The following is a 23,378-nucleotide window of genomic DNA, read 5'->3' on the forward strand; positions in this document are numbered from 1 at the left end:
GAGGCAGGGCCGGCGGAGAAGGGACCGGCGATGACCGCATTCTCGCTCGAACCGGCACAACTCGCCTGGTGTGCCGAGCTGCGCGCCCTCGCCGCCGAGCGGCTCCGCCCGCTGGCCGAGAAGGGCGAAGCGGGCCGGGTGAACCGGGCCCTGCTCGCCGAACTCGGCAGCCTCGGACTGCTCGGTCGGCTCTTCACCTCCGGCGCGCTCGACCTGTGCCTGATGCGCGAGTCCCTGGCCTACGCCTGCACAGAAGCCGAAACGGCCCTCGCCCTCCAGGGCCTCGGCGCCCACCCGGTCCACGCTCACGGCACGGAGCCCCAACGCGCCCGCTGGCTCCCCCGCGTGGCCGACGGCACGGCGGTCGCGGCGTTCGCGCTGAGCGAGCCGGGAGCGGGGTCGGACGCGGCGGCGCTGGGGTTGCGGGCGGAGCGGGACGGCTCACCAGGGGCGGCATCCGGCAGTGGCTCACTGGGCGGGAGGGCCTCTGGAGGGGGCACCGGCGCGGCAGCCGGCGGCCGTTCTCGGGGCGGGACGGCGTCCGACGGCGCTCAGGGGCGGGCCGGACCCGGCGGTGCTCAGGGCTCCCGGACCGGTGGTCCCGGCTCAGCGGGTGCGGCGACACCCGACGGCAGCGCCCGGGGCGCTCGGTCTCCTGCCGACCGCTCATCGGACTCGGCGGCGTCCGGCGGCAGCATTCGAGGCGCCGGGGCTCGTGAAGGCGGCTCGGCGGCGTCCGGCGGCGGCGGTCGGGGTGGTCGGTCCCAGGCCGGTGCGGCACCGGACGCGACGGCATCCAGCGGCGGAACCGAGGGGGAGCGGGCTCCTGCCGGCGGCTCGTCGGGATCCGGGCGCGCGAACCGCGCCTCACCGCACGCGGTCCACGACTCACCGCACGCCATCTACGACTCACCGGCTCCCGCCGGACTGGCCGCCGCCCCCGACGGCCCCACCCGCTGGCGTCTCACCGGTGAGAAGTGCTGGATCTCCAACGCCCCCGAGGCCGACTTCTACACCGTCTTCGCCCGGACCACCCCGGGGGCAGGGGCACGCGGCGTCACGGCCTTCCTCGTGCCGGCCGACCGGCCGGGGCTGACCGGTGCCGGGCTCGACATGCTCTCACCGCACCCCATCGGCGCGCTCGGCTTCGACGCCGTGCCGGTGACGGCCGACGACGTGCTCGGGGAGGTGGACCGGGGGTTCCGGGTCGCCATGGGGACGCTCAACCTGTTCCGCCCCAGCGTCGGCGCCTTCGCGGTCGGTATGGCCCGGTCGGCGCTCGACGCGACCCTCGCGCACACCGCCGGGCGGGACGCCTTCGGCGGCAAGCTGAGGGACCTTCAGGCCGTCTCCCACCAGGTCGCCGAGATGGCCCTGCGCACGGAGGCGGCCCGGCTGATGGTCTACGCGGCGGCGACGGCGTACGACGAGGGCGCCAAGGACGTGCCCCAGCGCGCCGCCATGGCGAAACTGCTCGCCACCGAGACCGCGCAGTACGTCGTCGACACCGCCGTCCAGCTGCACGGCGCCCGCGCGCTGCAACGCGGTCACCTGCTCGAACACCTCTACCGGGAGGTGCGCGCCCCACGCATCTACGAGGGGGCCAGCGAGGTCCAACGCGGCATCATCGCCAAGGAGTTGTACGCAGCCCACCAGGAGGCCCGGTGACCACCGAACGCGTCAACCCGCCCGGCCTCGCCCCACCGACCGGCTTCTCGCACGCCGTCGTGGCCTCGGGGTCCAGGGTGGTGTTCCTGGCGGGGCAGACCGCCCTCGACGGCGACGGCAAGGTGGTCGGCGCGACCCTGCCGGAACAGTTCGAGAGGGCCCTCACCAACCTGCTGGCCGCCCTCACGACGGCCGGCGGCATGCCCTCCGACCTGGCCCGCGTCACCGTCTACGCCACGGACGTCGCCGCGTACCGCGCCCACGCCCCCGAACTGGGTCGCCTCTGGCGGAAACTGGCGGGCCGCGACTACCCGGCCATGGCGGTCGTCGAGGTCGTCCGGCTGTGGGACGAGGAGGCGTTGGTGGAACTGGACGGCTTCGCCGTGCTGCCGTAGGGACACGGCGGACTCGCCACCCGGGCCGTCAAGAGCAAAGTGCCGTAAAGCAGTTGTTCATCCCGGAGCACTAGGGGTAGGTAAGGGCCCATGACTGGTCTTGGTGCTGTTTTCCGTCCTCAGCTGCCCCCCGAGAGGCTGCGTGGCATAGCCCGTACCGCCGAGGCGGCGGGGCTGGAGGAGCTGTGGTTCTGGGAGGACTGCTTCCTGGAGGGCGGGGTCGCCACCGCGTCCGCCGCGCTCGCCTGGACCGAACGGCTGCGGGTCGGCATCGGGCTGCTGCCCGTGCCCTTGCGGAACGTCGCCCTCACCGCGATGGAGACCGCCACCCTGGACCGGCTCTTCCCGGGGCGCTTCACGCTGACCGTCGGGCACGGCGTGCAGGACTGGATGGGGCAGGTCGGAGCGCGGGCCGAGTCGCCGGTCACACTGCTGCGCGAGTACCTCGACGCGCTCCGGGCGCTGCTGCGCGGCGAGCGCGTCACCACTGACGGGCGGTACGTGAAGCTGGACGACGTCGGCCTCGACTGGCCCCCGCCCACCGCTCCCGAGGTGCTCGCCGGTGTCACCGGCCCCCGTTCGCTGCGCCTGTCCGGCGAGGCCGCCGACGGCACGCTGCTCAGCGAGGCCACCCCGCCGGACGGCGTGCGAAACGCCCGCCGGCTCATTGACGAGGGCCGCGCGGCGGCTGGCCGCACCGGCTCCCACCGCGTGGTCGTCTATCTCCTCACCACCACCGGGCCGGACGCCGCCGCCCGCCTCCAGGCCGAGCGCACCGCATCCGGCACGGACAAGATCCCCGATCTGGGAGTCGCGGGCGACGCCGGCACGGTGGCCGAGGCCGTTCAACGCCTGGTCGCCGCCGGTGCCGACACCGTCATCCTCGAGCCCACCGGCGATGAGCCGGACCCCGAGGGCTTCGTCCGCTTCGTGGCCGAGGACGTCCGCCCCCTCGTTCCGTAACCCGGCGCCCGTCGAACCACCGTGCGGCGACCGCACGGTCCGCCGGGCGAGCCTGTCCCGAGACGGCGCGACGGCCGCCCGGCAGCAGGCCGGGCGGCCGTCGAAGAGGGGGACCGTGCGCGCTACTCCTGTGCGTGCCGGATGGCGTCCAGCACGATGTGCGCCACGTGGTCGTCGGTGAGGGTGTACCGCGTCTCGCGGGCCTGACGCCGGGCGGTGACGATCCGGGAGGTGCGCAGCACCCGCAGATGCTGGGAGACCAGCGGCTGGCTCACGCCCAGAGCCGTGACCAGTTCATGGACGTACTTCCCGCCTGCGGACAGCTCCCGCACGATGCCCAGCCGTACGGGCGAGGCCAGCGCGCGCAGGAGCTCGCTGGCCGCCTGCAGGGTCGGATCCGGCTCGTCTGTGGGGGAAGCGGGCGTCGTTGTCATATGCACACATTAGCATATGACAATGATTTCCAGTTCGCCGCCCGATGCTCTGGTCGCCGCGGACGGGGATCGTCAGTGATCGTCCCAGTGCCCCTCGTGGGCGGCGTGCCGGTGGCCGTCGTGCACGTAGTCGGTGTGGTCACCGTGCCGCACGGCCAGGTGGCCGCAGTCGTCGCCGTGCTGGTGGTCGTGGTTCTGGTGCACCGCGTGGCCGCCGTTCGCGCACTCGTCGACGTGGTCCTCGTGCATCCGGTGGATGTGGCCGTCGTGGGCGTAGTCGGTGTGATCGCCGTGCGTGAAGGCTACGTGGCCGCAGTCGTCGCCGTGGGCGTGCGCGTGGTTCTCGTGGGTGAGGTGCTCGGCGGTGGTCATGGGGGTGGCTCCTTGCGTGTGCTCGTGCCGCCCGCGGCGCCTCGGCCGGGGCTGTCATGGCGACATTAACATATAGCGATTCCTGCATGTATTGTCCGGGTGGCCGGCGCCGCCCGCGAGCCGAGGGTGGCGCAGGGGTGACGCCCGGGTCAGCGAACCGCGACGACCACGCAGCTGTCGCCGTACTGCCAGACCGGGCCCGCCGTGGCGAAGCCCGCCTCTCGCAGCAGCTCCAGATGGGCCGAGAGGGGGAGTTCGGCGGGACGGCCGGTGTCGAGAGGTGCCTCGCGGCGGTGGCGCTCGGCGAGCAGGTCCGTCAGCTCGGGGTCGTCGGCGGCGGCGGCCCACCAGGAGCCCCAGTCCTCGTGCGCGAACACCCGCTGCCGGTCGGCCCGGCACCGCCCGACGTGGGCGGCGATCCCGGCCGGGCCCGTGTCGTCCTGGGGGAGATGGTCGCCGTTGACGAGGACACCGCCGGGCCGCAGCAGCGTGGCGAGCTGCCGGTAGGTGCGCAGCAGGGTGTCGCGGTCGAGGTAGTGCAGGGCTGTCGTGGAGACGGCCGCGTCCAGGGGCCGGTCCAGGTCCAGAGCCCAGGTCCAGCCCGGTGTGCCGATCTCGGCGTCGACGTACCGTGCCGCGTCCGGATGGTGGGTCCGGCCCAGCTCCAGCAGCAGGGGATCCCGGTCCACGGCCACGATCTCCGCGTCCGGCAGCCGCCGGACCAGCCGGGCCGCCAGGGAGCCGGGCCCGCAGCCCAGGTCGACGACGAGGGGCTGGGAGCCGTGCCCGGCCGTGACGTGCTCGACGACATCGGCGATCACCGTGAACCGCTCCTCGCGGTCGACCGCGTACCGCTGCTGCTGGAGCTCCCAGCGCTCCACCCATCGCTCCGCCGTCGCCAGACTCAGCCCCATCCGGTCGCGCCACCTTGCCGTCTCGCACCTGACTCTTTCCGGCCCGAGCCTACAGGTGGAAACGGTTCCCATTACGCATAGTTGGGGGAGTCACTGGAGTGAAACGAGGACAGACAGCAGCCGGTCGATCTCCTCAACGGTGTTGTACACATGCAGACTCACCCGGACCGAACCGGTCTTCTCGCCCGCGTCGCCCTGGCAGTGGTTGTCCGAGCGGACCATGAAACCGTGGCTGTACAGGATGAAGCCCAGGTCGCCCGAGTCGATGGCGCGATGCCGCAGGGTGACGATGCCCTGGCGCCGCTGCACGGTCGAGTCGGCGGCCAGGCTCAGCGGGCAGCCGAGGATCTCGTAGGCGTCCAGCTGGCGCAGCCCCTCGGTGAGCCGGGCCGCCAGGGCGACCGTCCAGCGCTCGACGCGCTCCACACCGGCGGCGTCCAGCCAGTCCAGGGCCGCTTCGAGCGAGGCGATGCCGACCGTGTTCGGGGTGCCGCTCCACCCGCCGGGCGTGAACGCCGGGCCGCGCGCCTGCCGGGCCCACACCGCCCCGGAACCGGGCAGGGCCAGCGCCTTGTGCCCGGAGAAGACGACGAAGTCGACCTCCAACTCGGCCACGGACACCGGCAGATGCCCGACACTCTGCGCCGCGTCCAGACAGATCACCGCGTCCGGGCCGACCGCCCGGCGGATGCGCTGCACGTTCATGTCACCGCCGTAGACGTGGTGCACATGCGTGGTGGCGACGAACCGGGTGCGCGGCCCGGCCCGTTCGGCCAGCGCACGGTGGTCGTAGTCCCCGGAACCGCTCTGGTACGGCATCGGCACCACCCGCACGTGCACGCCCTCGCGGGCGAGCAGCCGCTGGGCCTCCCACCAGGGGGCGATGTTGGCCTGGTGGTCGGCCTCCGGCACGACGATCTCGTCGCCGTCGCGCAGGAACCCCGGCAGCCAGTCGCGGGCGATCGTGCGCAGCCCCTCGGTCGTGCCGCTCGTGAAGTGGACGGCGGAGCGCTCGGGTTGGCGATCCCCGAGGAACCGGGCGACGCGCTCGCGGGTGCGCTCGACCAGCTCGGTGGTCCGGTTGGCCCACGTGTAGGTGCCGCGTGCCGCGTTGGCGTTGCTGGTCGTGAGATACGTCTGCACGGCGTCCAGCACGGCCTGCGGCTTCTGCGCCGTCGCCGCGCTGTCCAGGTACGCCAGCTCCGGGTGCCCGGTGACGATGGGGAACTGGGCGCGCAGCGCCTGCTGCCACTGGCGCAGATCGTCGCGGATCGCGGGTGCGGTCATGGCCGTCAGTCCCGCACCAGGGGCGCGCCCGCGTCCCGCCAGGCGATGATGCCGCCGGCCAGACTGCGTACGTCGGGATGGCCCATCCGGGTCAGCAGCGCCGCGTACCGGGCGGACTGCTCGCCCACCGGGCACGCCAGCAGCACCGGCCGGCTCCGGCTGAACGGCAGTCCTCCCTGGAGGAGTTCGGCGAACAATTCGTCGACGATGTTGACCGACCCGTCGATGTGCAGCGCCGCGTAGGCGTAGGGGCTGCGCAGGTCGACCACGAGCGGCCGGTCGGTGTCGATCCACCGCCGGGCCTCGGTCACCGTGACCGACGGCGCCCCGCCGACCTCGGCGTCGGTCAGGTCGGCCGGCGAGTTCTTCCGGGGCGGCCGGCCCAGCAGGTCGGGCCGTCGCTGCCGGACGTAGCTCAGATAGCTCTCCACGCGGTCGCAGACGATGAACACCGCTGTCCGGCGCTCGGTCAACTCCTCGTCGACGGCGCGCAGATGACGGACGGCCCCGTGGTAGGCGGCGCCTCCGGTGGGCCCGCCCAGGATGCCGCAGCGGCGGTTCAGGGTCAGCATCCCCTCGATCGCCTCGTCGGCGCTCACCGACTCCATCGTGTCGTACGTCTCCGGGTCGAACAGGCCGACCTCCTGCACCTCGTCGATGGTGCGGATCCCGGGGATGAAGTCCGACTTGGCCGCGACCAGCCCGACCACCCGCACCGAGGGATCCTCCTCCCGCAGTGCGCGGGCCACGCCCGTGGAGGAACCGGCCGTGCCCACACAGGCGACGAACCAGTCGGGGACCCGGCCGTCCAGGTCCTTGACGATCTCCGGCCCGGTGCCGGTGAGATGCGCCTCGGTGTTGCGCGGGTTGAAGTACTGGTCCGTGTGGAGATAGGCGCTGCCGGAAGCGGACAGCGTGCGGTGGAAGAGGGTCAGCGGGTCGTCCGTCGCGGTCGGGTCCAGACACTCGCTCTGCCCCGGCAGCTCCTCGATCTCCGAGCCGAGCAGCAGCAGAAGGTCCTTGATCTCCGGGACCCGCATCCGGTTGGTGACGCTCTTGAAGCCCAGGCCGTGCATGCCCGCGACGACCGCCAGCGCCTTCGCCGTGTTGCCGCTGGACAACTCCACGACCTGGCTGCCGTGTTCGACCGCCTCGGCCAGCAGAGGCCTCGCCATGTTCCAGGCGGCCCGGTCCTTGACCGAGCCGAAGGGGTTGAGCATCTCCAGCTTGGCGAACAGGTCGATGTGGCGCAGGCCGTGGACGGCCGGGTCGATCCGTACCAGCGGGGTGTTGCCTATCGCATCGGTGATGCTGTCGTACCTCACTGAGCTCCCCCCGAGGGCGTGATCGGCCAGAACTGGTCGTCGAGGCACCAGCGCCAGGCGTCGCCGTCCTGCCAGGCGGCGACCTTGCGGGCGGCGGGCTGGTGCTGGGCGCGGGTGGCGTGGAAGTCCATGGCGTAACCGGCGGTGTTGGCGAAGGCCAGCAGGTCACCGGGGACCGGACGGCGCGGCAGGAAGACCGTGCGCCGGGTGATCAGATCCGTCTCCAGGCACAGGCCGCCGAAGAGGTGGACGGCGACGGGCCCCTCGCCCGGCCCGGCTCCGCTTCTGGGGATGACGACCGGATCCACCAGTACTCCGTGGTCCTCCAGGGCGATGTCGTCCGCCTTCGCGGCCAGCCGCACGAGCAGTGCGCCGCCCGCCTCCTGGGAGCGGACCTCCAGCACCCTCGCCAGCGTCAGCCCGCACTGGTCCAGCAGCGCCCGGCCGGGCTCGCTGTACAGGTCGTACAGGTGCTCCAGCAGCTGTGCGGCCAGCGGACGGCCGCCCAGGGAGGCGGCGGGCTGGGCCAGCAGCTCGTCCAGATAGGCCGCGCCGGCGACGGACCGGTGGGCGGGGTAGAGGCCGAGGACGCCGCGCACGGTGCCGGACTCGTTGCGCAGCCCGTAACCGTGCCCGCCCCAGGTCAAGGGCGGGCGGCGGCCCAGCACGGCGGCCGTGAGCGCGCTCGTGTACGCCTCCCACTGCTCCCGCTCGGCGAGGTAACTGACGCCGAACCCGCCGCCGACGTCCACGGCCCGCGGCCGCAGCCCCCGGCTCCGGCACGCCTCCAGGGCCGCCAGGGCCCCTTCGAGAGCGGTCGCCTTCTCCGTGACGCTCGTGGTGTCCAGGTGGTAGGCCACCCCCGTCAGGACGACCGCGTCGCCGTGCCGCTCGACCGCCTCCAGCAGGGGATCCAACTCCCGTACGGGCGTGCCGAACCGGCTGCGCCGGCTCAGCACCTTCACCCCCGACGTCTCGAACCCCGACAGCCGCAGCAGCACCCGCACCGGCGCGAGGGCGTGCTTGCGCACCAGTACGGCGAGCTGGTCCAGCTCGGCGGCGCCGTCGACGCTCACCGTGACGCCCGTGAGGGCCGCGAGCCACAGGAACTCGGGGTTCTTCGGACCCGTGGCCATGATCCGGTCGGCGGTGAAACCGGCTCCCAGCGCGTGCTGCAACTCGCCCAGCGACGCGACGTCCACGCCCGCGTCCGTGGCGGCGAGCCGACGCAGCAGCGCACTGGACCGGTTCGCCTTGTGGGCGTAATACACCTGTCCGGACAGGTGGTGCCTGCGGTACACGGACCGGAACCGCTCCAGGTTCTCGACGATCTGGTCCGGCACCACGACGTGCAGGGGTGAGCCGAGCGCGTCGGTGAGCGAGTGCAGCGTCCCGGTCGCCGCCAGGAGCGACCCGAGCCGTGGTTCCAGCCGCGGTTCGAGGTACAAGGGCCGGCCACCCATGCGCGCTCCCTCCCCTGAAGCCGCTGCGCCCGGCATCCGGGCACGTCGGACACTCCCCGCGTTTCGCCGTATAGCCCATATCCATTCTTCGGTCGCTTTACGCCCTGTAAGGCCCAGGCCTGTCCCCCGCGCCGGTGTGAAGCGGATCACGGTCCCGCCGGGCGGCGCGCGCCCGGCGCGGGACCGTGGCATCCGTCGTTCGGCCGAGTCTTCGCAGGTCGGGCCCGTGTGTCGTGGCCGTTCGGCCGAGGCGGCGACCCTGCGCCGCGACGCAGAGTGGGGTGCGGCCCGCTGCCCCGGCAACGGCTGGCCGGGCCGCACGGGTTCGCGTGCCGGAACGGGAGAAGTGAGCATGGTCGTACGGGTGGTCGTCGTCGACGACCAGGACATGGTGCGCTCGGGATTCGCCGCACTGCTGTCCGCGCAGAGCGACATCGATGTCGTGGGGGAGGCGCCCGACGGCCGGCGCGGGGTGGAGGTCTGCCGCAGTACACACCCCGACGTGGTGCTGATGGACATCCAAATGCCGGAGATGGACGGTCTGGAGGCGGCCCGGCGGCTGCTCGACCCGCCGCCGGGCGTGACGCACCGGCCCAAGGTGCTCATGCTGACCACCTTCGACCTCGACGACTACGTCTACGAGACCCTCCAGGCCGGCGCCAGCGGCTTCCTGCTCAAGGACGCCCCGGTCGCCGAACTCGTCCAGGCCGTCCGGGTGATCGCGGCCGGTGACGCCCTGCTCGCCCCGTCCGTCACCCGCCGCCTCATCGAGGACATGACCCGGCGCCGCCCCCAGGCCGGGCGGCGGGCCCGACTGCGGCTGAACGGCCTCACCCCCCGGGAGACGGAGGTCCTCGGACTGGTCGCGCGGGGCCTGTCCAACACGGAGATCGCCGGGACGCTGGTGGTGGCCGAGCAGACGGTCAAGACCCACATGACCCGGCTGATCGCCAAGCTGGGTGTCCGGGACCGGGCCCAACTGGTCGTCCTCGCCTACGAGTCGGGGCTGGTCGTGCCCGGATCGACCGGTTGAGTCCGCAGGCCCCGGGGGCGGGTCATACCCAGGTGCGACACCGCACTTGGCACCCGGGTGTGATGTGCGGCCCGCGTCCCGCGCCCTACCGTCACCCCGCCCTGACCACGGACCGGTACGCACGGAGCCCTCACATGCACCAGACCCTCGACATCGACCACGTCATCAGCCTCTACCGCACCTACGCCGACGACCTCGACCGGGTCCGCGAGGAACAGCGCGCGCTGCTCGCACCGCCCCACGCGATGAAGGCTCAACTCGACGACATCGAGGCGGAGATCACCTATCTGCTGCTGCGCGAGGCCCGGCCGGAGACGGTGGTGGAGATCGGCACGTTCCACGGCTGGTCCACCACCTGGATCCTGCGCGCCCTGCGCGACAACGGCACGGGCCATCTGTACTCGTACGACGTGGTGGACCACGTGCTGCGCGAGGTGCCCGGCCGACTCGCCGAGGGACGCTGGACGTTCACGCAAGGGGACGTGCGTCAGAACCTGGAGAAGATCCCCGACACGGCGGACTTCCTGTTCATCGACGCCGCGCACTCCGCGCGCTTCGCCCGCTGGTACGTCCGGCAGTTGCTGCCGCGTATGCGGCCCGGCGTACCCGTGTGCGTCCACGACGTGTTCCACGGTCGCCGGGCGCTGCCGTTCACCGAGGGAGCGGTGGTGCTGCGCTGGCTCGCCGAGCGGGGGAATCGGTACTTCACGGCGTCCCGGGCGCACGCGCCCGATATCCGCGACCGGCTGAACGACGTCAAGCGGCGCCTCGCCCTCGGACGTCCCGTCAAGGACAGCGGGGACAACCCCATGATCTTCTTCAGCTTGTCCTGAAGCCGTTCCTGACCTGGTCGAAGACGGGGCGGTAGGTGTCCCACTGCACCTCGGGCGCCGAGAGGTAGATGTCGTACTCGCGCCCGCCCTCGCGGCCGTAGCCGAGGTCGATGGCGCGGAACGGGCGGGCCCGGCCCTGGAAGGTGAACTCCCATATGGCGGCGGGCTGTCCGCGGAAGGTCGTCCGCTGCATGCGGATCCGGCGGTAGGTCGGGTAGTTGACCTTGGTGTTCGCCTCTATCTCGGCGAAGTGGTCGGCGGGTGTCGGGCCTGCGGGGGCAACCGTGCCGATGGTGATGCCGGCGAGGCCGGAGGGGGTGGTGTAGGTGACTTGTTCCCCTGTGCGGGTGCGGGCTGTCCAGTCGTTCGGGACGGGGAAGGAGACGCCGAGCTTTGGCTCGTGGACCAGGTGGTAGCCCTTGGGGGTGGTGGGGGCGGGCCGGGCTGGGTCGCTGTCCGGTCTGTCGGTGCGGTGCGGGGTCGTTGTGTACAGGGTGGTGCCCACGGCGAGGGTGGCCGTCAGAGCTGCGGCGATCGTGGTGATGCGGCGGCGTCGGCGGGTGCGGGGTGTTGGTGGCTGGTCGCGTCCCGCGGCGGAGCCCCCTGCCGGCACAGCCCCGCGTCCCTTCAGGTCGCTGACCGCTGCCCGTAGGGAGTCTTCGGTTTCCTCCGCGGAGGGGCGGGCCTCCGGGGACCTGGCCAGCAGGGACTCTATGAGGGGGCTCAGCGGGCCGGAATGGCGAGGTGGGGTCAGTGGGTCCGTGGCTATCGCGTACGCCGTTTCCATCGCCGTTGCCCGGCGGAACGGGGGGCGGCCCTCCAGGGTCTGGTACAGCGTCGCGCCGAGGGCCCACAGGTCCGATGCCGGGCCGGGGGTGAGGCCACGGACGCGTTCCGGGGCCATGTACTCGATGGAACCGACCATCTCGCCGGTCCTGGTCAGCGTCGACGAACCGGCCGTCATGGCGATGCCGAAATCCGTGAGGACGACCCGGTCGCCGGCGCCGAGGAGGACGTTGCCGGGCTTGACGTCGCGGTGCAGCACACCGGCGTCGTGCGCGGCCCGGAGGGCGCCCACCATGGCCAGACCGATGCGGGCCGCCTCGTGCTCCGAGAGGGTCCTGCCGTCCCGGAGGAGGTCGCCGAGCGTGTGACCGGGGACGTACTCCATGACGACGCAGGGGCGGCCGTCGTCCTCCACGACGTCGTGCACGACGATCACGTTGGGGTGCGTGACGCGCGCGGCGCTGCGGGCCTCCCGGCGCATGCGCTCGTACAACGTGCCGAGCTCGTCAGCGGACAGGTGCGGCCGCTGGTGCAGCTGCTTCAGGGCGACCTGGCGTCCCAGCAGCTCGTCGTCGGCCCGCCACACCGTGCCCATACCACCCCGGCCGATCCGCTCGGCGAGCCGATAGCGCCCGGCGACGAGTCGCCCCTCGTCCGACACCGTGTGTCCTCCGCCACCTTGTCCGTCTTGGGCGCCTTGATACGCCCTGGTCACCATAACGGGCCAGGCCGGGCCGACCCGGGCCGCGAGTGAGGAGGATCACGGCCCTGATCGTCGGCGGGATCCCGACGGGGGCTTCCCACCCTGACGTCCCGCGCCGCCGCAGAGCGGACGGGGCGGAGTGGACCGGCGGCGTCGCGGGTGGGTCTCACCGGTGGGGAAGGTGCGTGAGCACGTGCTCGACCGCACGCAGGACACGGCGACGGGCGCGGGCGGCGCCCTGCTCCGGCAGGGGCGCGGATCAACTCGGCGCTGGTCGCGGACCACCGGCTGGGGGGGGGCGCCTTCGCCGAGGTCTACCGGGTACGGCACCACATCCTCGGCCGGCAGGCACTGAAGCGGCGACCTGCCGGAGCACGGCCGTCACCTCGCCGACGGGCATGACGCCATCGCGGGGGCGGACGACGACGGCGTACGCGTCATCAAGAACAACGACGACTGGGCCGGAGCCCCGGTGACCGTCACCTCCGGCCCCTGGACCGGCCGCCTGGACCGCGCTCACACCCTGCTCCTCCCCGCCGCCCTCGGCGAGGTCCACCTCCAGGGCCCCGCCGACGTACTGATCGGCTACGTCCCCGACCTCTGTAGCGGGCCGGTGACATTCGGGACGAACCCGTAGCAGGCGCGCAGGGCAACGTATGCGGGTGGTGACGGGTCGTACGGGGTGCAAGGGCTGAAGCCCGCGCATTCGAAGATGGGGGAAATCATGGGGGAGACCATGCACGTCCATACCCGAGGCATCCGCACCACCGTGGCCGCGCTGGCCGCCGTCGCAGGTGTCGGGGCAGCCGTCGTCCCGGCCGCCGCCGCTGTCACACCGGCTTCCGCCACACCCCGGTTCCTGGAGCCGGCCGAACTGCCGCCGCACCCGACCTCACCCTGGTACGGCGGTCCGGTCACCGCCGGTCAGCCGGACCCGCTTCCGGTCTGCGTGGGCGAGGCCCTGCCGTCCATCGCCACCCACCGCTCGTTCGGGACCGAGTACGACACCAGCGCCCAGCAGATCACGGTCGTGGAGCGCGACGTACAGCGGGCCAAGGACTTCGCGGCGCTGCTGCGCAAGGACATCGCCGGCTGCGCGAAGAAGCTGATGGAGCAGGACCCCGACATCACGGCGACGCAGAAGTACTACGGCCGGCTGAATGTCGAGGAGGGCGCCCACGTCTACGGTCTCCACACCGCTTCGGCGTGGGGTTCCTCCGACATCGGCCTGTTCTCGGTCGGCCGCGACGGCAGGACCGTGACGGTCGTCCTGTGGGGCCAGATGGGCAACTTCCAGCACGCCCAGGTGTCCGACTTCAAGACCACCACCGTCACGGCGGTCAACAAGCTGTACTGACCGCCTCAGCCGCGGGCCGGCTCCGTGCGGCCGTCGTAGCCGTCGTACACGAGAAGTCCGTCGTCGCGCAGTCGTGCGCCGGGCGTCGGCGCATGGGTGCTGAGGCGCCCGTCGTGCATGAGGTGGTGAGCCGGTACGCCGCGCGCGAGGACCGCGAAGTCGGCGATCAGCCGGCGATGGCAACGCCACCAGACCGCCTCGCTGCACATCACGGCGGTGCGGCCGTGCGCGGCCTCGCGCAGCACCCGGTCCATCGCGGTGACGAACTCGGGGGAGCGGGTGTGGGCGGCGTAGCCCCGGAAGGAGGCGTTGCGCCACACGCTGTCCGGGCTGTCCACGGGAGGTGTGCGGAACCCGCCGAGGGCGGGTTCCCACCGGTAGGCGATGCCGCAGCCCGGCATCCACTCGGCGAGCCGCCGCCGCGACAGATCGGGGTCGCGGCGGCTGCCGGGAGCGGTCCGCACATCCACGACGGCCGTGACGCCGGCGTGACGCAGCAGACCGGCGATCCGGTCCCGATCGGCGGTGCTGTGCCCGAAGGTCAGCAGAAGCGCGTCCACACCGTCGGACTTTCCCGTTCTCGCGGACCCACACGAGGACACGGTGATCGTGTCGCCGAAGACGCGGGCGAGTTCCCGGCCGGCGGCGTCGTGTGTGAAGTCGATTCGGTGACCGCCGCTGGTCAGGCGGTGGGGTTGTCCGTCGGCGCCGTAGGCGTAGGAGGTGACGTGACCGGTGAGTGTGGTGCGGCGCGTGCGGCGGCCCAGGGTGTCGTAGGAGTAGGAGACGGGGCGGCCGTCCACCAGCTCGGTCTTGACCGGTCGGAGAAGTGGCGCGGGTCAGGACGAGCGCGCTGGCGTTCCTGCGTCCAGAGTGAGCGGGAGCGGGCTCGTGCAGGTGAGCTGGTCTTGGCGGCCTCTTCCGCCCGAAGAGGAGGGATGGACTGTTGGTCATGACGCTCATTTGACGCTCTGGGCGCCCGCACCCGGGACAGAGAGTCGATAGTCCGGCTCTGACCTGCGCTTTTGTTGTCCGGGTGGGTTGCTCGACCTGTTTCCCTCCGTGCAGCGGTTCGAGCGGACGGATCGATCTTTGTAGCTCGCTGACCTGCGGATTCGTGAGCGATGTGCCTGCATCGGCGACGTCTTCAGAGGGTCGTTCGGAGATTCTTGACGCTTGGATGACGCTCGAAGCGGAAGTCTCTGCTGCACCGCCGCAGGCGGTGCGAGTGACCATCCCGGCCCCACGTTCCTTGGGGGCCGAGAACGCGGCTCGACCGTGCCACCTTGATACCGGTCAGGTATCATCGCTGTATGGCGATGACACTCCGACTCCCCGAGGACCTTGACGCGAAGCTCACCGAGCGGGCTCGTCGGGAGGGCCGCAGCAAGCAGGAACTTGCCATCGAGGCCATCCGCGACGCCCAGAACCGGGCCGAGCTGAAGGTCGATGACGTCTTGGCCGAGCTGATGGACAGCGATGCGGAGATTCTGGACTACCTGAAGTGACGGACGTGCGCTACATCCAGATCGACGAGATCCTGGCCATTGCTCGCACGGTCAACGGTACCGAGCACAGTGTGCGCGACATGGGACTTTTGGTGTCGGCGATCGAGCGACCCCGGACGAACGTGTTCGGAGCCGAGCTATATCCCACGCTGCACGAGAAGGCGGCGGCGCTGCTGCATTCCGTTGCCCGCAATCATGCGCTGATCGACGGTAACAAGCGCACCGCCTGGCTCGCCATGCGTGTCTTCCTGCGGTTCAACGGCGTCAGCGCCAGTACCGTCCCGCCACCCGTCTCCGTTGCAGGCCCATTCGTCGAGGAAGTCGCGCAGGACAACGTCGATGTACCGGTCATCGCCAAGCGCCTCTCGACCTGGTTCCCCGTTTCCTGACGTTCGACGTCGTGCGGCGGGGGAGGGAGAGAGATGCGGCCCTGGGGGCGCGGCGGCCTCCGCCCCTCAGATGTCCCGGAACGTCTCGATCTGCGCCCCGATCGAGTTCAGCCGCTCGGCCAGGTCCTCGTAACCCCGGTTGATGACATACACGTTGCGCAGCACCGACGTGCCCTCGGCCGCCATCATCGCCAGGAGGACGACCACGGCGGGGCGCAGGGCGGGCGGGCACATCATCTCGGCGGCGCGCCAGCGGGTGGGGCCCTCTACCAGGACGCGGTGCGGGTCGAGGAGTTGGAGGCGGCCGCCGAGGCGGTTCAGGTCCGTCAGGTAGATCGCGCGGTTGTCGTAGACCCAGTCGTGGATGAGGGTCTTGCCCTGGGCGACCGCCGCGATGGCCGCGAAGAACGGGACGTTGTCGATGTTCAGGCCGGGGAACGGCATGGGGTGGATCTTGTCGATCGGCGCCTCCAGCTTGGAGGGCCGGACGGTGAGGTCCACCAGCCGGGTGCGGCCGTTGTCGGCGAAGTACTCGGGCGTGCGGTCGTGGTCGAGGCCCATCTCCTCGAGGACCGCCAGCTCGATCTCCAGGAACTCGATCGGCACCCGACGCACCGTCAGCTCCGACTCGGTGACGACGGCCGCCGCGACCAGGCTCATCGCCTCGACCGGGTCCTCGGAGGGGGAGTAGTCCACGTCGACGTCGATGGTCGGCACGCCGTGCACGGTGAGCGTGGTGGTGCCGATGCCGTCGACCTTGACGCCGAGAGCCTCCAGGAAGAAGCACAGGTCCTGGACCATGTAGTTGGAGGACGCGTTGCGGATGACGGTGATGCCGTCGTGCCGGGCGGCGGCCAGCAGCGCGTTCTCGGTGACCGTGTCCCCGCGTTCGGTCAGCACGATCGGGCGGTCGGGGCTGACGGAGCGGTCCACCTGGGCGTGGTACTGGCCCTCGGTGGCCGCGATGTCCAGGCCGAACCGGCGCAGCGCGATCATGTGCGGTTCGACCGTGCGCGTACCGAGGTCGCAGCCGCCGGCGTAGGGCAGCTTGAAGTGGTCCATGCGGTGCAGCAGCGGACCGAGGAACATGATGATGGAGCGGGTGCGGCGGGCCGCGTCCGCGTCGATCGCCGCCAGGTCCAGCTCGGCCGACGGCACGATCTCCAGGTCGACACCGTCGTTGATCCACCGGGTGCGGACACCGATGGAGCCCAGCACTTCGAGGAGGCGGTACACCTCCTCGATACGGGCGACGCGGCGCAGCACCGTGCGCCCCTGGTTGAGCAGTGAGGCGCACAGCAGCGCGACACACGCGTTCTTGCTCGTCTTCACGTCGATGGCGCCGGAGAGCCGGCGGCCGCCGACCACCCGCAGGTGCATCGGACCGGCGTAGCCGAGCGACACGATCTCGCTGTCGAGGGCCTCCCCGATACGCGCGATCATCTCAAGGCTGATGTTCTGGTTGCCGCGCTCGATCCGGTTGACGGCGCTCTGGCTGGTGCCGAGTGCCTCCGCCAGCTGCGACTGCGTCCAACCCCGGTGTTGCCGGGCGTCACGGATGAGCTTGCCGATGCGTACGAGGTAATCGTCTGCCATGCGGTTGAGGTTATCTCAGATATGAGATGGCGCCCGGCCGGGGGGCCGTTCGGGTGACGGGAAGTCAATCCTCCCTGGTGGTTTCAGTGTCGGCGGGTGGTCTGCGTGCGTCGCCACCCGAAAGGTCCGGGCAAATCCATCGATGTCGTACGACGTCCCGTACTGCTGCGGGTGTAGCGCGGGCCGTTCTTTCCGCCGCCGGTCGTGATGGACCAGGAGCGCTTGTTGATGTTCAGGCGCACCCCCGGAAGGATCCGGAAACTCTTGCGGAATGTGAGTGGCATGCCTGTCTCCTCTCCGTTCGTGGCGTGGATACCCGGTTCGAATACCCCGGAGAGGGGTGTGCATGACCGCATGGCGGACGCCGGGGCATGACCAACCGCCCCCGGTGTACTAGAGTTATCTCGACATCGAGATATCTGCCGAGGAGCACCGCAGACGCACGCCGTCATCGAGTCCAAGAGTAAGGCTTACCTAACTTAGCCTTACCTTAGCGGATCGGTCGAGAGGCCGTGGCGGCAGGATCGTGGTGGTACGCGCACATCAATGAAGGAGACTGTCGTGTCGGCGAACAGCTTCGACGCCCGCAGCACGCTGCAGGTGGGCGACGAGTCGTACGAGATCTTCCGGCTGGACAAGGTCGAAGGCGCCGCGCGCCTCCCCTACAGCCTGAAGGTGCTGCTGGAGAACCTCCTCCGCACCGAGGACGGCGCGAACATCACCGCCGACCACATCCGCGCCCTCGGCGGCTGGGACTCGCAGGCCCAGCCGTCGCAGGAGATCCAGTTCACGCCGGCCCGCGTGATCATGCAGGACTTCACGGGCGTTCCCTGTGTCGTGGACCTCGCGACCATGCGTGAGGCCGTGAAGGAGCTGGGCGGCGACCCGGCGAAGATCAACCCGCTGGCGCCGGCCGAGCTGGTCATCGACCACTCCGTGATCGCCGACAAGTTCGGCACCAACGAGGCCTTCGCGCAGAACGTCGAGCTGGAGTACGGCCGCAACCGCGAGCGCTACCAGTTCCTGCGCTGGGGTCAGACCGCGTTCGACGAGTTCAAGGTCGTCCCGCCCGGCACCGGCATCGTCCACCAGGTGAACATCGAGCACCTGGCCCGGACCGTGATGGTGCGGAACGGTCAGGCCTACCCCGACACCCTCGTCGGCACCGACTCGCACACCACCATGGTCAACGGCCTCGGCGTGCTGGGCTGGGGCGTCGGCGGCATCGAGGCCGAGGCCGCCATGCTCGGCCAGCCGGTCTCCATGCTCATCCCGCGGGTCGTCGGCTTCAAGCTGACCGGTGAGCTCACCCCCGGCACCACCGCCACCGACCTCGTGCTGACCATCACCGAGATGCTCCGCAAGCACGGCGTCGTCGGCAAGTTCGTCGAGTTCTACGGCGAGGGCGTCGCCGCCACCTCGCTCGCGAACCGCGCCACCATCGGCAACATGTCGCCGGAGTTCGGTTCCACCGCCGCGATCTTCCCGATCGACGACGAGACCATCAAGTACCTGAAGCTCACCGGCCGCTCCGAGCAGCAGCTCGCGCTCGTCGAGGCGTACGCCAAGGAGCAGGGCCTCTGGCTGGACCCGGCCGCCGAGCCCGACTTCTCCGAGAAGCTGGAGCTCGACCTGTCGACGGTCGTGCCGTCCATCGCAGGCCCGAAGCGTCCGCAGGACCGTATCGTCCTCGCGAACGCCGCCGAGCAGTTCAAGCAGGACGTCCGCAACTACGTCGACAGCGTGGACGAGGCGGGCCAGGAGTCCTTCCCGGCCTCCGACGCCCCGGCCGTGGCCCCGAACGGCGCCCCGTCCAACCCGGTCACCGTGACCGCCCCCGACGGCTCGACGTACGAGATCGACCACGGAGCCGTGACGGTCGCGGCCATCACCTCCTGCACCAACACCTCCAACCCGTACGTCATGGTCGCCGCCGCCCTGGTGGCCAAGAAGGCGGTCGAGAAGGGCCTGTCCCGCAAGCCGTGGGTCAAGACCACCCTCGCCCCGGGTTCGAAGGTCGTCACCGACTACTTCGACAAGGCGGGCCTGACCCCGTACCTCGACAAGGTCGGCTTCAACCTCGTCGGCTACGGCTGCACCACCTGCATCGGCAACTCCGGCCCGCTGCCGGAGGAGGTCTCCAAGGCCGTCAACGACCACGACCTCGCGGTCACCTCGGTCCTCTCCGGCAACCGGAACTTCGAGGGCCGTATCAACCCCGACGTCAAGATGAACTACCTGGCGTCCCCGCCGCTGGTCGTGGCCTACGCGCTCGCCGGCTCCATGAAGGTCGACATCACCCGTGACGCCCTGGGCACCGACCAGGACGGCAAGCCGGTCTTCCTGAAGGACATCTGGCCCTCCGAGGCCGAGGTGAACGACGTCGTCGCCAACGCCATCGGCGAGGACATGTTCTCCAAGTCCTACTCGGACGTCTTCGCGGGCGACGCCCAGTGGCAGGCGCTGCCGATCCCGACCGGCAACACCTTCGAGTGGGACGCCGAGTCGACCTACGTCCGCAAGCCCCCGTACTTCGAGGGCATGACGATGGAGACCACCCCGGTCTCCGACATCTCGGGCGCCCGCGTGCTGGCCAAGCTGGGCGACTCGGTCACCACCGACCACATCTCCCCGGCCGGTGCGATCAAGGCCGACACCCCGGCGGGCAAGTACCTCACCGAGCACGGTGTGGAGCGTCGTGACTTCAACTCCTACGGCTCCCGCCGCGGTAACCACGAGGTCATGATCCGCGGTACGTTCGCCAACATCCGCCTGCGCAACCAGATCGCGCCGGGCACCGAGGGCGGCTACACCCGCGACTTCACGCAGGACGGCGGCCCGGTCTCCTTCATCTACGACGCCTCGCAGAACTACCAGGCCGCCGGCATCCCGCTGGTCGTCCTGGCCGGCAAGGAGTACGGCTCCGGCTCGTCCCGTGACTGGGCCGCCAAGGGCACCGCGCTCCTCGGCGTCAAGGCCGTCATCGCCGAGTCGTACGAGCGCATCCACCGCTCGAACCTCATCGGCATGGGCGTCCTTCCGCTCCAGTTCCCGGAGGGCCAGTCCGCCGCGTCCCTCGGCCTGACCGGTGAGGAGGCCTTCTCCATCTCCGGCGTCACCGAGCTCAACGAGGGCACCACCCCGCGCACGGTGAAGGTCACCACCGACACCGGCGTCGAGTTCGACGCGGTCGTCCGCATCGACACCCCCGGTGAGGCGGACTACTACCGCAACGGCGGCATCATGCAGTACGTGCTGCGCAGCCTCATCCGCAAGTAAGCGGACCGGCAAGGCAGTTCAGGGCAGTTCGAGGGCCGCGTTCCCGGGTGACCGGGGGCGCGGCCCGCGCCGTTGACCACAGGGCCGGGTGGGCCGTCGGCACCGGGTCATCGCCCGCGCTCAGGCTGAACACAGGGTTCCCCCAGCGGGCCGGGACAGGATCGGTACATGTCTGGCACCCCTGGGTCATTGCGCACCCGGCTCCTCGTCCGCGTCGGTGCCGCCCTCGCCGCCGTCTGTGCCGCGATGGCGCTCGCCGGCGTCCTCGCCCAGCGGGCGTATCTGCTGGACCGTCTGGACGGCCGGGTCATGGACGCCGCCGAACACGGTCTGGCCCGGGCCTCGCTGCGGCCGGACGACGACCGGGACCTGACGTTCCTCGACGGGAACGGGCACCCCGACGGGCTGCTCGCCGCCCGGCTCGACGCGCACGGCGCGGTCACGGCCGGGGCGGTGACCGGCCCGGACGCCCCACCGCGGAGCCTGCCCCCCGGCCAGCGCACCGCCCTGCGCGGCATCGCCCCCGACGGCACGCCCCACACCCGGACCGTTCCCGGCCTCGGCACCTACCGGGTCACGGGCCTGGACGCGGGCGGGGTCCATGTCCTCGCCGGACTGCCCCTGGACGACGTACAGGAGATGACGCACCGCCTGGCCGTGGTCGAGGCGGTCGTCGCAGCGGCCGGGCTCGCCGTCGCGGGCTGCGCCTGTGCCGTGGCCGTACGGCGTCAGCTGCGTCCCCTCGGCCGGGTCGCCGCCACCGCCGCCGAGGTCGCCCGGGCGCCGCTCGGCCGTGACCGGCTCGGCGGGCTGCCCCGGGTGCCTGAGACGGACACCGACCCCGGCAGCGAGGCAGGGCAGGTCGGCGCCGCGCTCAAACGCATGATCGACCATGCCGAGACCGCCCATGCCGAACGCCGCCGGAGCGAGGAGCGGGTGCGCCGCGCTGAGGAACGCATGCGCCGCTTCCTGGCCGACGCCGGACACGAACTCCGTACACCGCTGGCGTCCATCGTCGGATACGCGGAACTCATGACCCGCGGTACCGGCCCGGTCGAGCCGACGCTGGCCTGGCGCCGGGTCGCCGCCGAGTCGGCACGCATGACGGTCCTGGTCGAGGACCTCCTGCTGCTGGCCCGGCTCGACGAGGGCCGCCCTCTGCCGTCCGCCGAGGTGGACCTGGCGGCGCTGGTCGCCGAGGCCGTGTGGCAGGCGCGGGCGGCGGACGCGGACCACACCTGGCGACTGGCGCTGCGCCTCGACGCGCCGGCGCTGGTCACCGGCGACGAAACGGCCCTGCGCAAGGCCGTGGCGAACCTCCTCGCCAACGCCCGTGCGCATACCCCGCCCGGCACCACGGTCGTGGCCGCGGTGGAGTCCACCACCGGGCGCCGCATCGTCCGGGTCCGCGACGACGGCCCCGGCGTCCCGGCGCATCTCCTCGCCACCGTCTTCGACCGCTTCACCCGCGCCGACGCCTCCCGCTCGCGCAGCGGCCCGGAAGCCGCGGGATCCGGTCTCGGCCTGGCCGTCGTCGAGGCGATCGCGTCCGCGCACGGCGGGCACGCGCGTGTGCACAGCGCACCGGGGCACACCGAGTTCACCGTGGAACTTCCTCCCGCCGAGGAGACGGAGGGGGAACCGCCCTTGCCGGCCGAGGCCGTGGGGCTTTCCGAGCGGCGGTGACCGCGGGGTCACTCGCCCCGGTACTTCGCCGCCGCTGCCTGAGCGAGGTCCTGCGACTTGTCCAGGGCCGTGTCGACCGACTGCTGCCCGGCGATGGCCGCGGCGATCTGCTCGGAGACCGCCGTACCGAGCACGGCGAACTCGGGAATGCCCAGGAAGCCGATGCCGGTGTAGGGGCGGGGGGCGACGCCGGGGTTCTTCGGGTCGGCGGAATCGGTCGCCGCCGTGTACTCCTGCCGGTACCAGGCGCCGGCCGCCTGCTGGTACCGGGGGTTGGCGTAGAGCGACTTGCGGTTCCCGGCGGGCGCCGCGGTCCAGCCCACCTCCTGCCCGACCAGCTCCTGGTACTCCTTGGAGGAGGCCCAGGAGATGAACTCCCAGGCGGCGTCCTTGTTGTCGGAGGCCTGCTGGATGCCCCACGCCCAGGTCCACAGCCAGCCGGCCTTCTCGGTCCGTTCGTGCGGGGCCGGGACGTAGCCGACCTTGCCCTTTACCGAGGAACCGTCGGCCTCGATCGACGAGGCCAGCGACGTGGCGTCGTACATCATGGCGCACTTGCCCGCGACGAAGCTCTCGAGGATCTCCAGCACGCCCATCCGTTCGGCGCCGGGCTGGCCGTGGGAGCGGAGCAGGTCGACGTAGAACCCGACGGCCTTCTTGAACTCGGGTGAGGTCAGGCGCGCGGTCCAGTCCATGTCGTACCAGGCGCCGCCGAAGGTGTTGACGACCGTGTTGATGGGGGCGAGGTTCTGGCCCCAGCCGGGCAGGCCGCGCAGGCAGATGCCGCTCGCGCCGTCGGTGCCGTCGACCTGGGCGGCGAGATCGGCGACCTGCTCCCAGGTCGGGTTCGGCGGCATGGTCAGCCCGTCCTTGCGGAAGAGGTCCTTGCGGTACATCAGGAAGGAACCCTCGCCGTAGAACGGCTCGGCGTAGAGCTTGCCGTCGTCGCCGGTCAGCGAGGACACCAGATTGGGGAAGACGTCGCCCTGGTCGAAGTCCTTGTCGGCCTTCACATAGGAGTCGAGCGGGGCGAGCCAGCCGTTGTCGGAGTAGATCGGCACCTCGTACGCGCTGACGCTCGCTACGTCGTAGGTGCCGGCCTGGGTCGCGAACTCGCGGTTCATCCGCTCCCGCGCCTCGTTCTCCGGCAGCAGGGTGTAGTCGACCGTGATGCCGGTCTCCGCGGTGAAGTACTTCTTGGTGAGCTTCTTGAGGGTCTGCACCTGGGGCACGTCCGTGGCGAGCACACTGAGCTGGGCCTGCTCGCCGCCGGGCGGGTCCGTGTCACCGCATCCGGCGAGGACCAGGCCTGCGACGGCCGTGGCGGCCACGGCCGCCCGGACGAGGCGGCTGCGATTCATGGCACTACGACCTTTACCCGTTTTTG

The 23,378-nt window shown here is 71.2% G+C and carries 21 protein-coding genes and 2 pseudogenes; 12 read left to right on the top strand and 11 right to left on the bottom strand.

The features are described 5' to 3' along the window. Nucleotides 1-30 precede the first annotated feature (30 nt). From ACZ6TU_RS31240 to ACZ6TU_RS31255, 4 genes and pseudogenes are all read left to right on the top strand, one after another. Nucleotides 31-450 (top strand): annotated as a pseudogene (locus tag ACZ6TU_RS31240) (acyl-CoA dehydrogenase family protein); the annotation flags it as partial. Between the two features lie 477 nt (nucleotides 451-927). Next, nucleotides 928-1,668 (top strand): annotated as a pseudogene (locus tag ACZ6TU_RS31245) (acyl-CoA dehydrogenase family protein); the annotation flags it as partial. Continuing rightward, complete coding sequence (locus tag ACZ6TU_RS31250; RefSeq protein ID WP_467669158.1) at nucleotides 1,665-2,063, top strand: RidA family protein; 399 nt, start codon at nucleotides 1,665-1,667, stop codon at nucleotides 2,061-2,063. The pseudogene ACZ6TU_RS31245 and the gene ACZ6TU_RS31250, both read left to right, overlap by 4 nt. A gap of 90 nt (nucleotides 2,064-2,153) precedes the next feature. Then, on the top strand, nucleotides 2,154-3,026 hold the full coding sequence (locus ACZ6TU_RS31255; RefSeq protein WP_469552337.1) for an LLM class flavin-dependent oxidoreductase: 873 nt from the start codon (nucleotides 2,154-2,156) through the stop codon (nucleotides 3,024-3,026). Nucleotides 3,027-3,148: 122 nt separating this feature from the next. Here the strand turns inward: ACZ6TU_RS31255 and ACZ6TU_RS31260 are convergent, their stop codons facing one another. From ACZ6TU_RS31260 to ACZ6TU_RS31285, 6 genes are all read right to left on the bottom strand, one after another. Further along, complete coding sequence (locus tag ACZ6TU_RS31260) at nucleotides 3,149-3,460, bottom strand: ArsR/SmtB family transcription factor (RefSeq protein ID WP_467669162.1); 312 nt, start codon at nucleotides 3,458-3,460, stop codon at nucleotides 3,149-3,151. A 72-nt stretch (nucleotides 3,461-3,532) separates the two neighbouring features. After that, a complete protein-coding gene (locus ACZ6TU_RS31265; RefSeq protein WP_467669164.1) occupies nucleotides 3,533-3,832 on the bottom strand; it encodes a hypothetical protein in 300 nt (99 codons plus the stop codon). Between the two features lie 149 nt (nucleotides 3,833-3,981). Beyond that, the gene (locus ACZ6TU_RS31270) at nucleotides 3,982-4,746 is read right to left on the bottom strand and encodes a class I SAM-dependent methyltransferase (RefSeq protein WP_469552339.1); all 765 of its coding nucleotides are present in this window, start codon (nucleotides 4,744-4,746) and stop codon (nucleotides 3,982-3,984) included. A 90-nt stretch (nucleotides 4,747-4,836) separates the two neighbouring features. Then, complete coding sequence (locus ACZ6TU_RS31275; protein WP_469552341.1) at nucleotides 4,837-6,033, bottom strand: aminotransferase class V-fold PLP-dependent enzyme; 1,197 nt, start codon at nucleotides 6,031-6,033, stop codon at nucleotides 4,837-4,839. A gap of 5 nt (nucleotides 6,034-6,038) precedes the next feature. Next, on the bottom strand, nucleotides 6,039-7,358 hold the full coding sequence (locus tag ACZ6TU_RS31280; protein ID WP_469552343.1) for a pyridoxal-phosphate dependent enzyme: 1,320 nt from the start codon (nucleotides 7,356-7,358) through the stop codon (nucleotides 6,039-6,041). Then, nucleotides 7,355-8,821, bottom strand: a complete 1,467-nt coding sequence (locus ACZ6TU_RS31285; RefSeq protein WP_469552345.1) for a Y4yA family PLP-dependent enzyme — start codon at nucleotides 8,819-8,821, stop codon at nucleotides 7,355-7,357. Before ACZ6TU_RS31285 ends, ACZ6TU_RS31280 begins: the two co-directional genes overlap by 4 nt. A 352-nt stretch (nucleotides 8,822-9,173) precedes the next feature. Here ACZ6TU_RS31285 and ACZ6TU_RS31290 point away from each other — a divergent pair, with 352 nt between their 5' ends. Both ACZ6TU_RS31290 and ACZ6TU_RS31295 read left to right on the top strand, forming a co-directional pair. Next, nucleotides 9,174-9,854 (top strand): response regulator, encoded by a 681-nt coding sequence (locus ACZ6TU_RS31290; protein ID WP_469552456.1) that lies wholly within the window; start codon nucleotides 9,174-9,176, stop codon nucleotides 9,852-9,854. Nucleotides 9,855-9,988: 134 nt separating this feature from the next. Next, nucleotides 9,989-10,687, top strand: a complete 699-nt coding sequence (locus tag ACZ6TU_RS31295; protein WP_469552347.1) for a class I SAM-dependent methyltransferase — start codon at nucleotides 9,989-9,991, stop codon at nucleotides 10,685-10,687. On the opposite strand, the gene ACZ6TU_RS31300 is transcribed toward ACZ6TU_RS31295, so the two are convergent. Beyond that, complete coding sequence (locus ACZ6TU_RS31300) at nucleotides 10,674-12,134, bottom strand: serine/threonine-protein kinase (protein WP_469552349.1); 1,461 nt, start codon at nucleotides 12,132-12,134, stop codon at nucleotides 10,674-10,676. The genes ACZ6TU_RS31295 and ACZ6TU_RS31300 overlap by 14 nt on opposite strands. A 514-nt stretch (nucleotides 12,135-12,648) precedes the next feature. On the opposite strand from ACZ6TU_RS31300, the gene ACZ6TU_RS31305 reads away from it, so the two are divergent. Both ACZ6TU_RS31305 and ACZ6TU_RS31310 read left to right on the top strand, forming a co-directional pair. Then, nucleotides 12,649-12,813, top strand: a complete 165-nt coding sequence (locus tag ACZ6TU_RS31305) for a hypothetical protein (RefSeq protein ID WP_469552351.1) — start codon at nucleotides 12,649-12,651, stop codon at nucleotides 12,811-12,813. Between the two features lie 99 nt (nucleotides 12,814-12,912). Further along, complete coding sequence (locus ACZ6TU_RS31310) at nucleotides 12,913-13,533, top strand: hypothetical protein (RefSeq protein ID WP_469552353.1); 621 nt, start codon at nucleotides 12,913-12,915, stop codon at nucleotides 13,531-13,533. 5 nt (nucleotides 13,534-13,538) lie between these two features. Here the strand turns inward: ACZ6TU_RS31310 and ACZ6TU_RS31315 are convergent, their stop codons facing one another. Then, nucleotides 13,539-14,093, bottom strand: a complete 555-nt coding sequence (locus ACZ6TU_RS31315; RefSeq protein ID WP_467670267.1) for a DUF488 domain-containing protein — start codon at nucleotides 14,091-14,093, stop codon at nucleotides 13,539-13,541. Nucleotides 14,094-14,846: 753 nt separating this feature from the next. On the opposite strand from ACZ6TU_RS31315, the gene ACZ6TU_RS31320 reads away from it, so the two are divergent. Then, nucleotides 14,847-15,041 carry a ribbon-helix-helix protein, CopG family gene (locus ACZ6TU_RS31320; protein WP_180329038.1) on the top strand — a complete coding sequence of 65 codons (195 nt, stop codon included), beginning with the start codon at nucleotides 14,847-14,849 and terminating at the stop codon, nucleotides 15,039-15,041. Further along, entirely contained in the window at nucleotides 15,038-15,430 is a 393-nt protein-coding gene (locus tag ACZ6TU_RS31325) for a type II toxin-antitoxin system death-on-curing family toxin (protein ID WP_467669185.1), read from the top strand. Before ACZ6TU_RS31320 ends, ACZ6TU_RS31325 begins: the two co-directional genes overlap by 4 nt. 66 nt (nucleotides 15,431-15,496) lie before the next feature. On the opposite strand, the gene ACZ6TU_RS31330 is transcribed toward ACZ6TU_RS31325, so the two are convergent. Together ACZ6TU_RS31330 and ACZ6TU_RS31335 are read right to left on the bottom strand one after the other, a co-directional pair. After that, nucleotides 15,497-17,026 carry a helix-turn-helix domain-containing protein gene (locus ACZ6TU_RS31330; RefSeq protein ID WP_355719217.1) on the bottom strand — a complete coding sequence of 510 codons (1,530 nt, stop codon included), beginning with the start codon at nucleotides 17,024-17,026 and terminating at the stop codon, nucleotides 15,497-15,499. Between the two features lie 83 nt (nucleotides 17,027-17,109). After that, nucleotides 17,110-17,310 carry a DUF4236 domain-containing protein gene (locus ACZ6TU_RS31335; protein ID WP_467669187.1) on the bottom strand — a complete coding sequence of 67 codons (201 nt, stop codon included), beginning with the start codon at nucleotides 17,308-17,310 and terminating at the stop codon, nucleotides 17,110-17,112. Between the two features lie 277 nt (nucleotides 17,311-17,587). Between ACZ6TU_RS31335 and acnA the strand changes: the two genes are divergently transcribed. Then, nucleotides 17,588-20,305 carry an aconitate hydratase AcnA gene (acnA, locus tag ACZ6TU_RS31340; RefSeq protein ID WP_467669189.1) on the top strand — a complete coding sequence of 906 codons (2,718 nt, stop codon included), beginning with the start codon at nucleotides 17,588-17,590 and terminating at the stop codon, nucleotides 20,303-20,305. 168 nt (nucleotides 20,306-20,473) lie between these two features. Beyond that, nucleotides 20,474-21,991, top strand: a complete 1,518-nt coding sequence (locus tag ACZ6TU_RS31345; protein ID WP_469552356.1) for a sensor histidine kinase — start codon at nucleotides 20,474-20,476, stop codon at nucleotides 21,989-21,991. A gap of 8 nt (nucleotides 21,992-21,999) precedes the next feature. Here the strand turns inward: ACZ6TU_RS31345 and ACZ6TU_RS31350 are convergent, their stop codons facing one another. Continuing rightward, nucleotides 22,000-23,352 carry an ABC transporter substrate-binding protein gene (locus ACZ6TU_RS31350; RefSeq protein WP_469552358.1) on the bottom strand — a complete coding sequence of 451 codons (1,353 nt, stop codon included), beginning with the start codon at nucleotides 23,350-23,352 and terminating at the stop codon, nucleotides 22,000-22,002. Nucleotides 23,353-23,378 lie beyond the last annotated feature (26 nt).

Source organism: Streptomyces sp. NPDC052064 (assembly GCF_055585925.1).

Bases quoted from the DNA above. Each gene is read 5' to 3' on its own strand.
- ACZ6TU_RS31255 (WP_469552337.1), top strand. From the start codon at position 2,154: ATGACTGGTCTTGGTGCTGTTTTCCGTCCTCAGCTGCCCCCCGAGAGG.
- ACZ6TU_RS31260 (WP_467669162.1), bottom strand. From the start codon at position 3,460: ATGACAACGACGCCCGCTTCCCCCACAGACGAGCCGGATCCGACCCTG.
- ACZ6TU_RS31265 (WP_467669164.1), bottom strand. From the start codon at position 3,832: ATGACCACCGCCGAGCACCTCACCCACGAGAACCACGCGCACGCCCAC.
- ACZ6TU_RS31270 (WP_469552339.1), bottom strand. From the start codon at position 4,746: ATGGGGCTGAGTCTGGCGACGGCGGAGCGATGGGTGGAGCGCTGGGAG.
- ACZ6TU_RS31275 (WP_469552341.1), bottom strand. From the start codon at position 6,033: ATGACCGCACCCGCGATCCGCGACGATCTGCGCCAGTGGCAGCAGGCG.
- ACZ6TU_RS31285 (WP_469552345.1), bottom strand. From the start codon at position 8,821: ATGGGTGGCCGGCCCTTGTACCTCGAACCGCGGCTGGAACCACGGCTC.
- ACZ6TU_RS31290 (WP_469552456.1), top strand. From the start codon at position 9,174: ATGGTCGTACGGGTGGTCGTCGTCGACGACCAGGACATGGTGCGCTCG.
- ACZ6TU_RS31295 (WP_469552347.1), top strand. From the start codon at position 9,989: ATGCACCAGACCCTCGACATCGACCACGTCATCAGCCTCTACCGCACC.
- ACZ6TU_RS31310 (WP_469552353.1), top strand. From the start codon at position 12,913: ATGCACGTCCATACCCGAGGCATCCGCACCACCGTGGCCGCGCTGGCC.
- ACZ6TU_RS31320 (WP_180329038.1), top strand. From the start codon at position 14,847: ATGGCGATGACACTCCGACTCCCCGAGGACCTTGACGCGAAGCTCACC.
- ACZ6TU_RS31330 (WP_355719217.1), bottom strand. From the start codon at position 17,026: ATGGCAGACGATTACCTCGTACGCATCGGCAAGCTCATCCGTGACGCC.
- ACZ6TU_RS31335 (WP_467669187.1), bottom strand. From the start codon at position 17,310: ATGCCACTCACATTCCGCAAGAGTTTCCGGATCCTTCCGGGGGTGCGC.
- ACZ6TU_RS31345 (WP_469552356.1), top strand. From the start codon at position 20,474: ATGTCTGGCACCCCTGGGTCATTGCGCACCCGGCTCCTCGTCCGCGTC.
- ACZ6TU_RS31350 (WP_469552358.1), bottom strand. From the start codon at position 23,352: ATGAATCGCAGCCGCCTCGTCCGGGCGGCCGTGGCCGCCACGGCCGTC.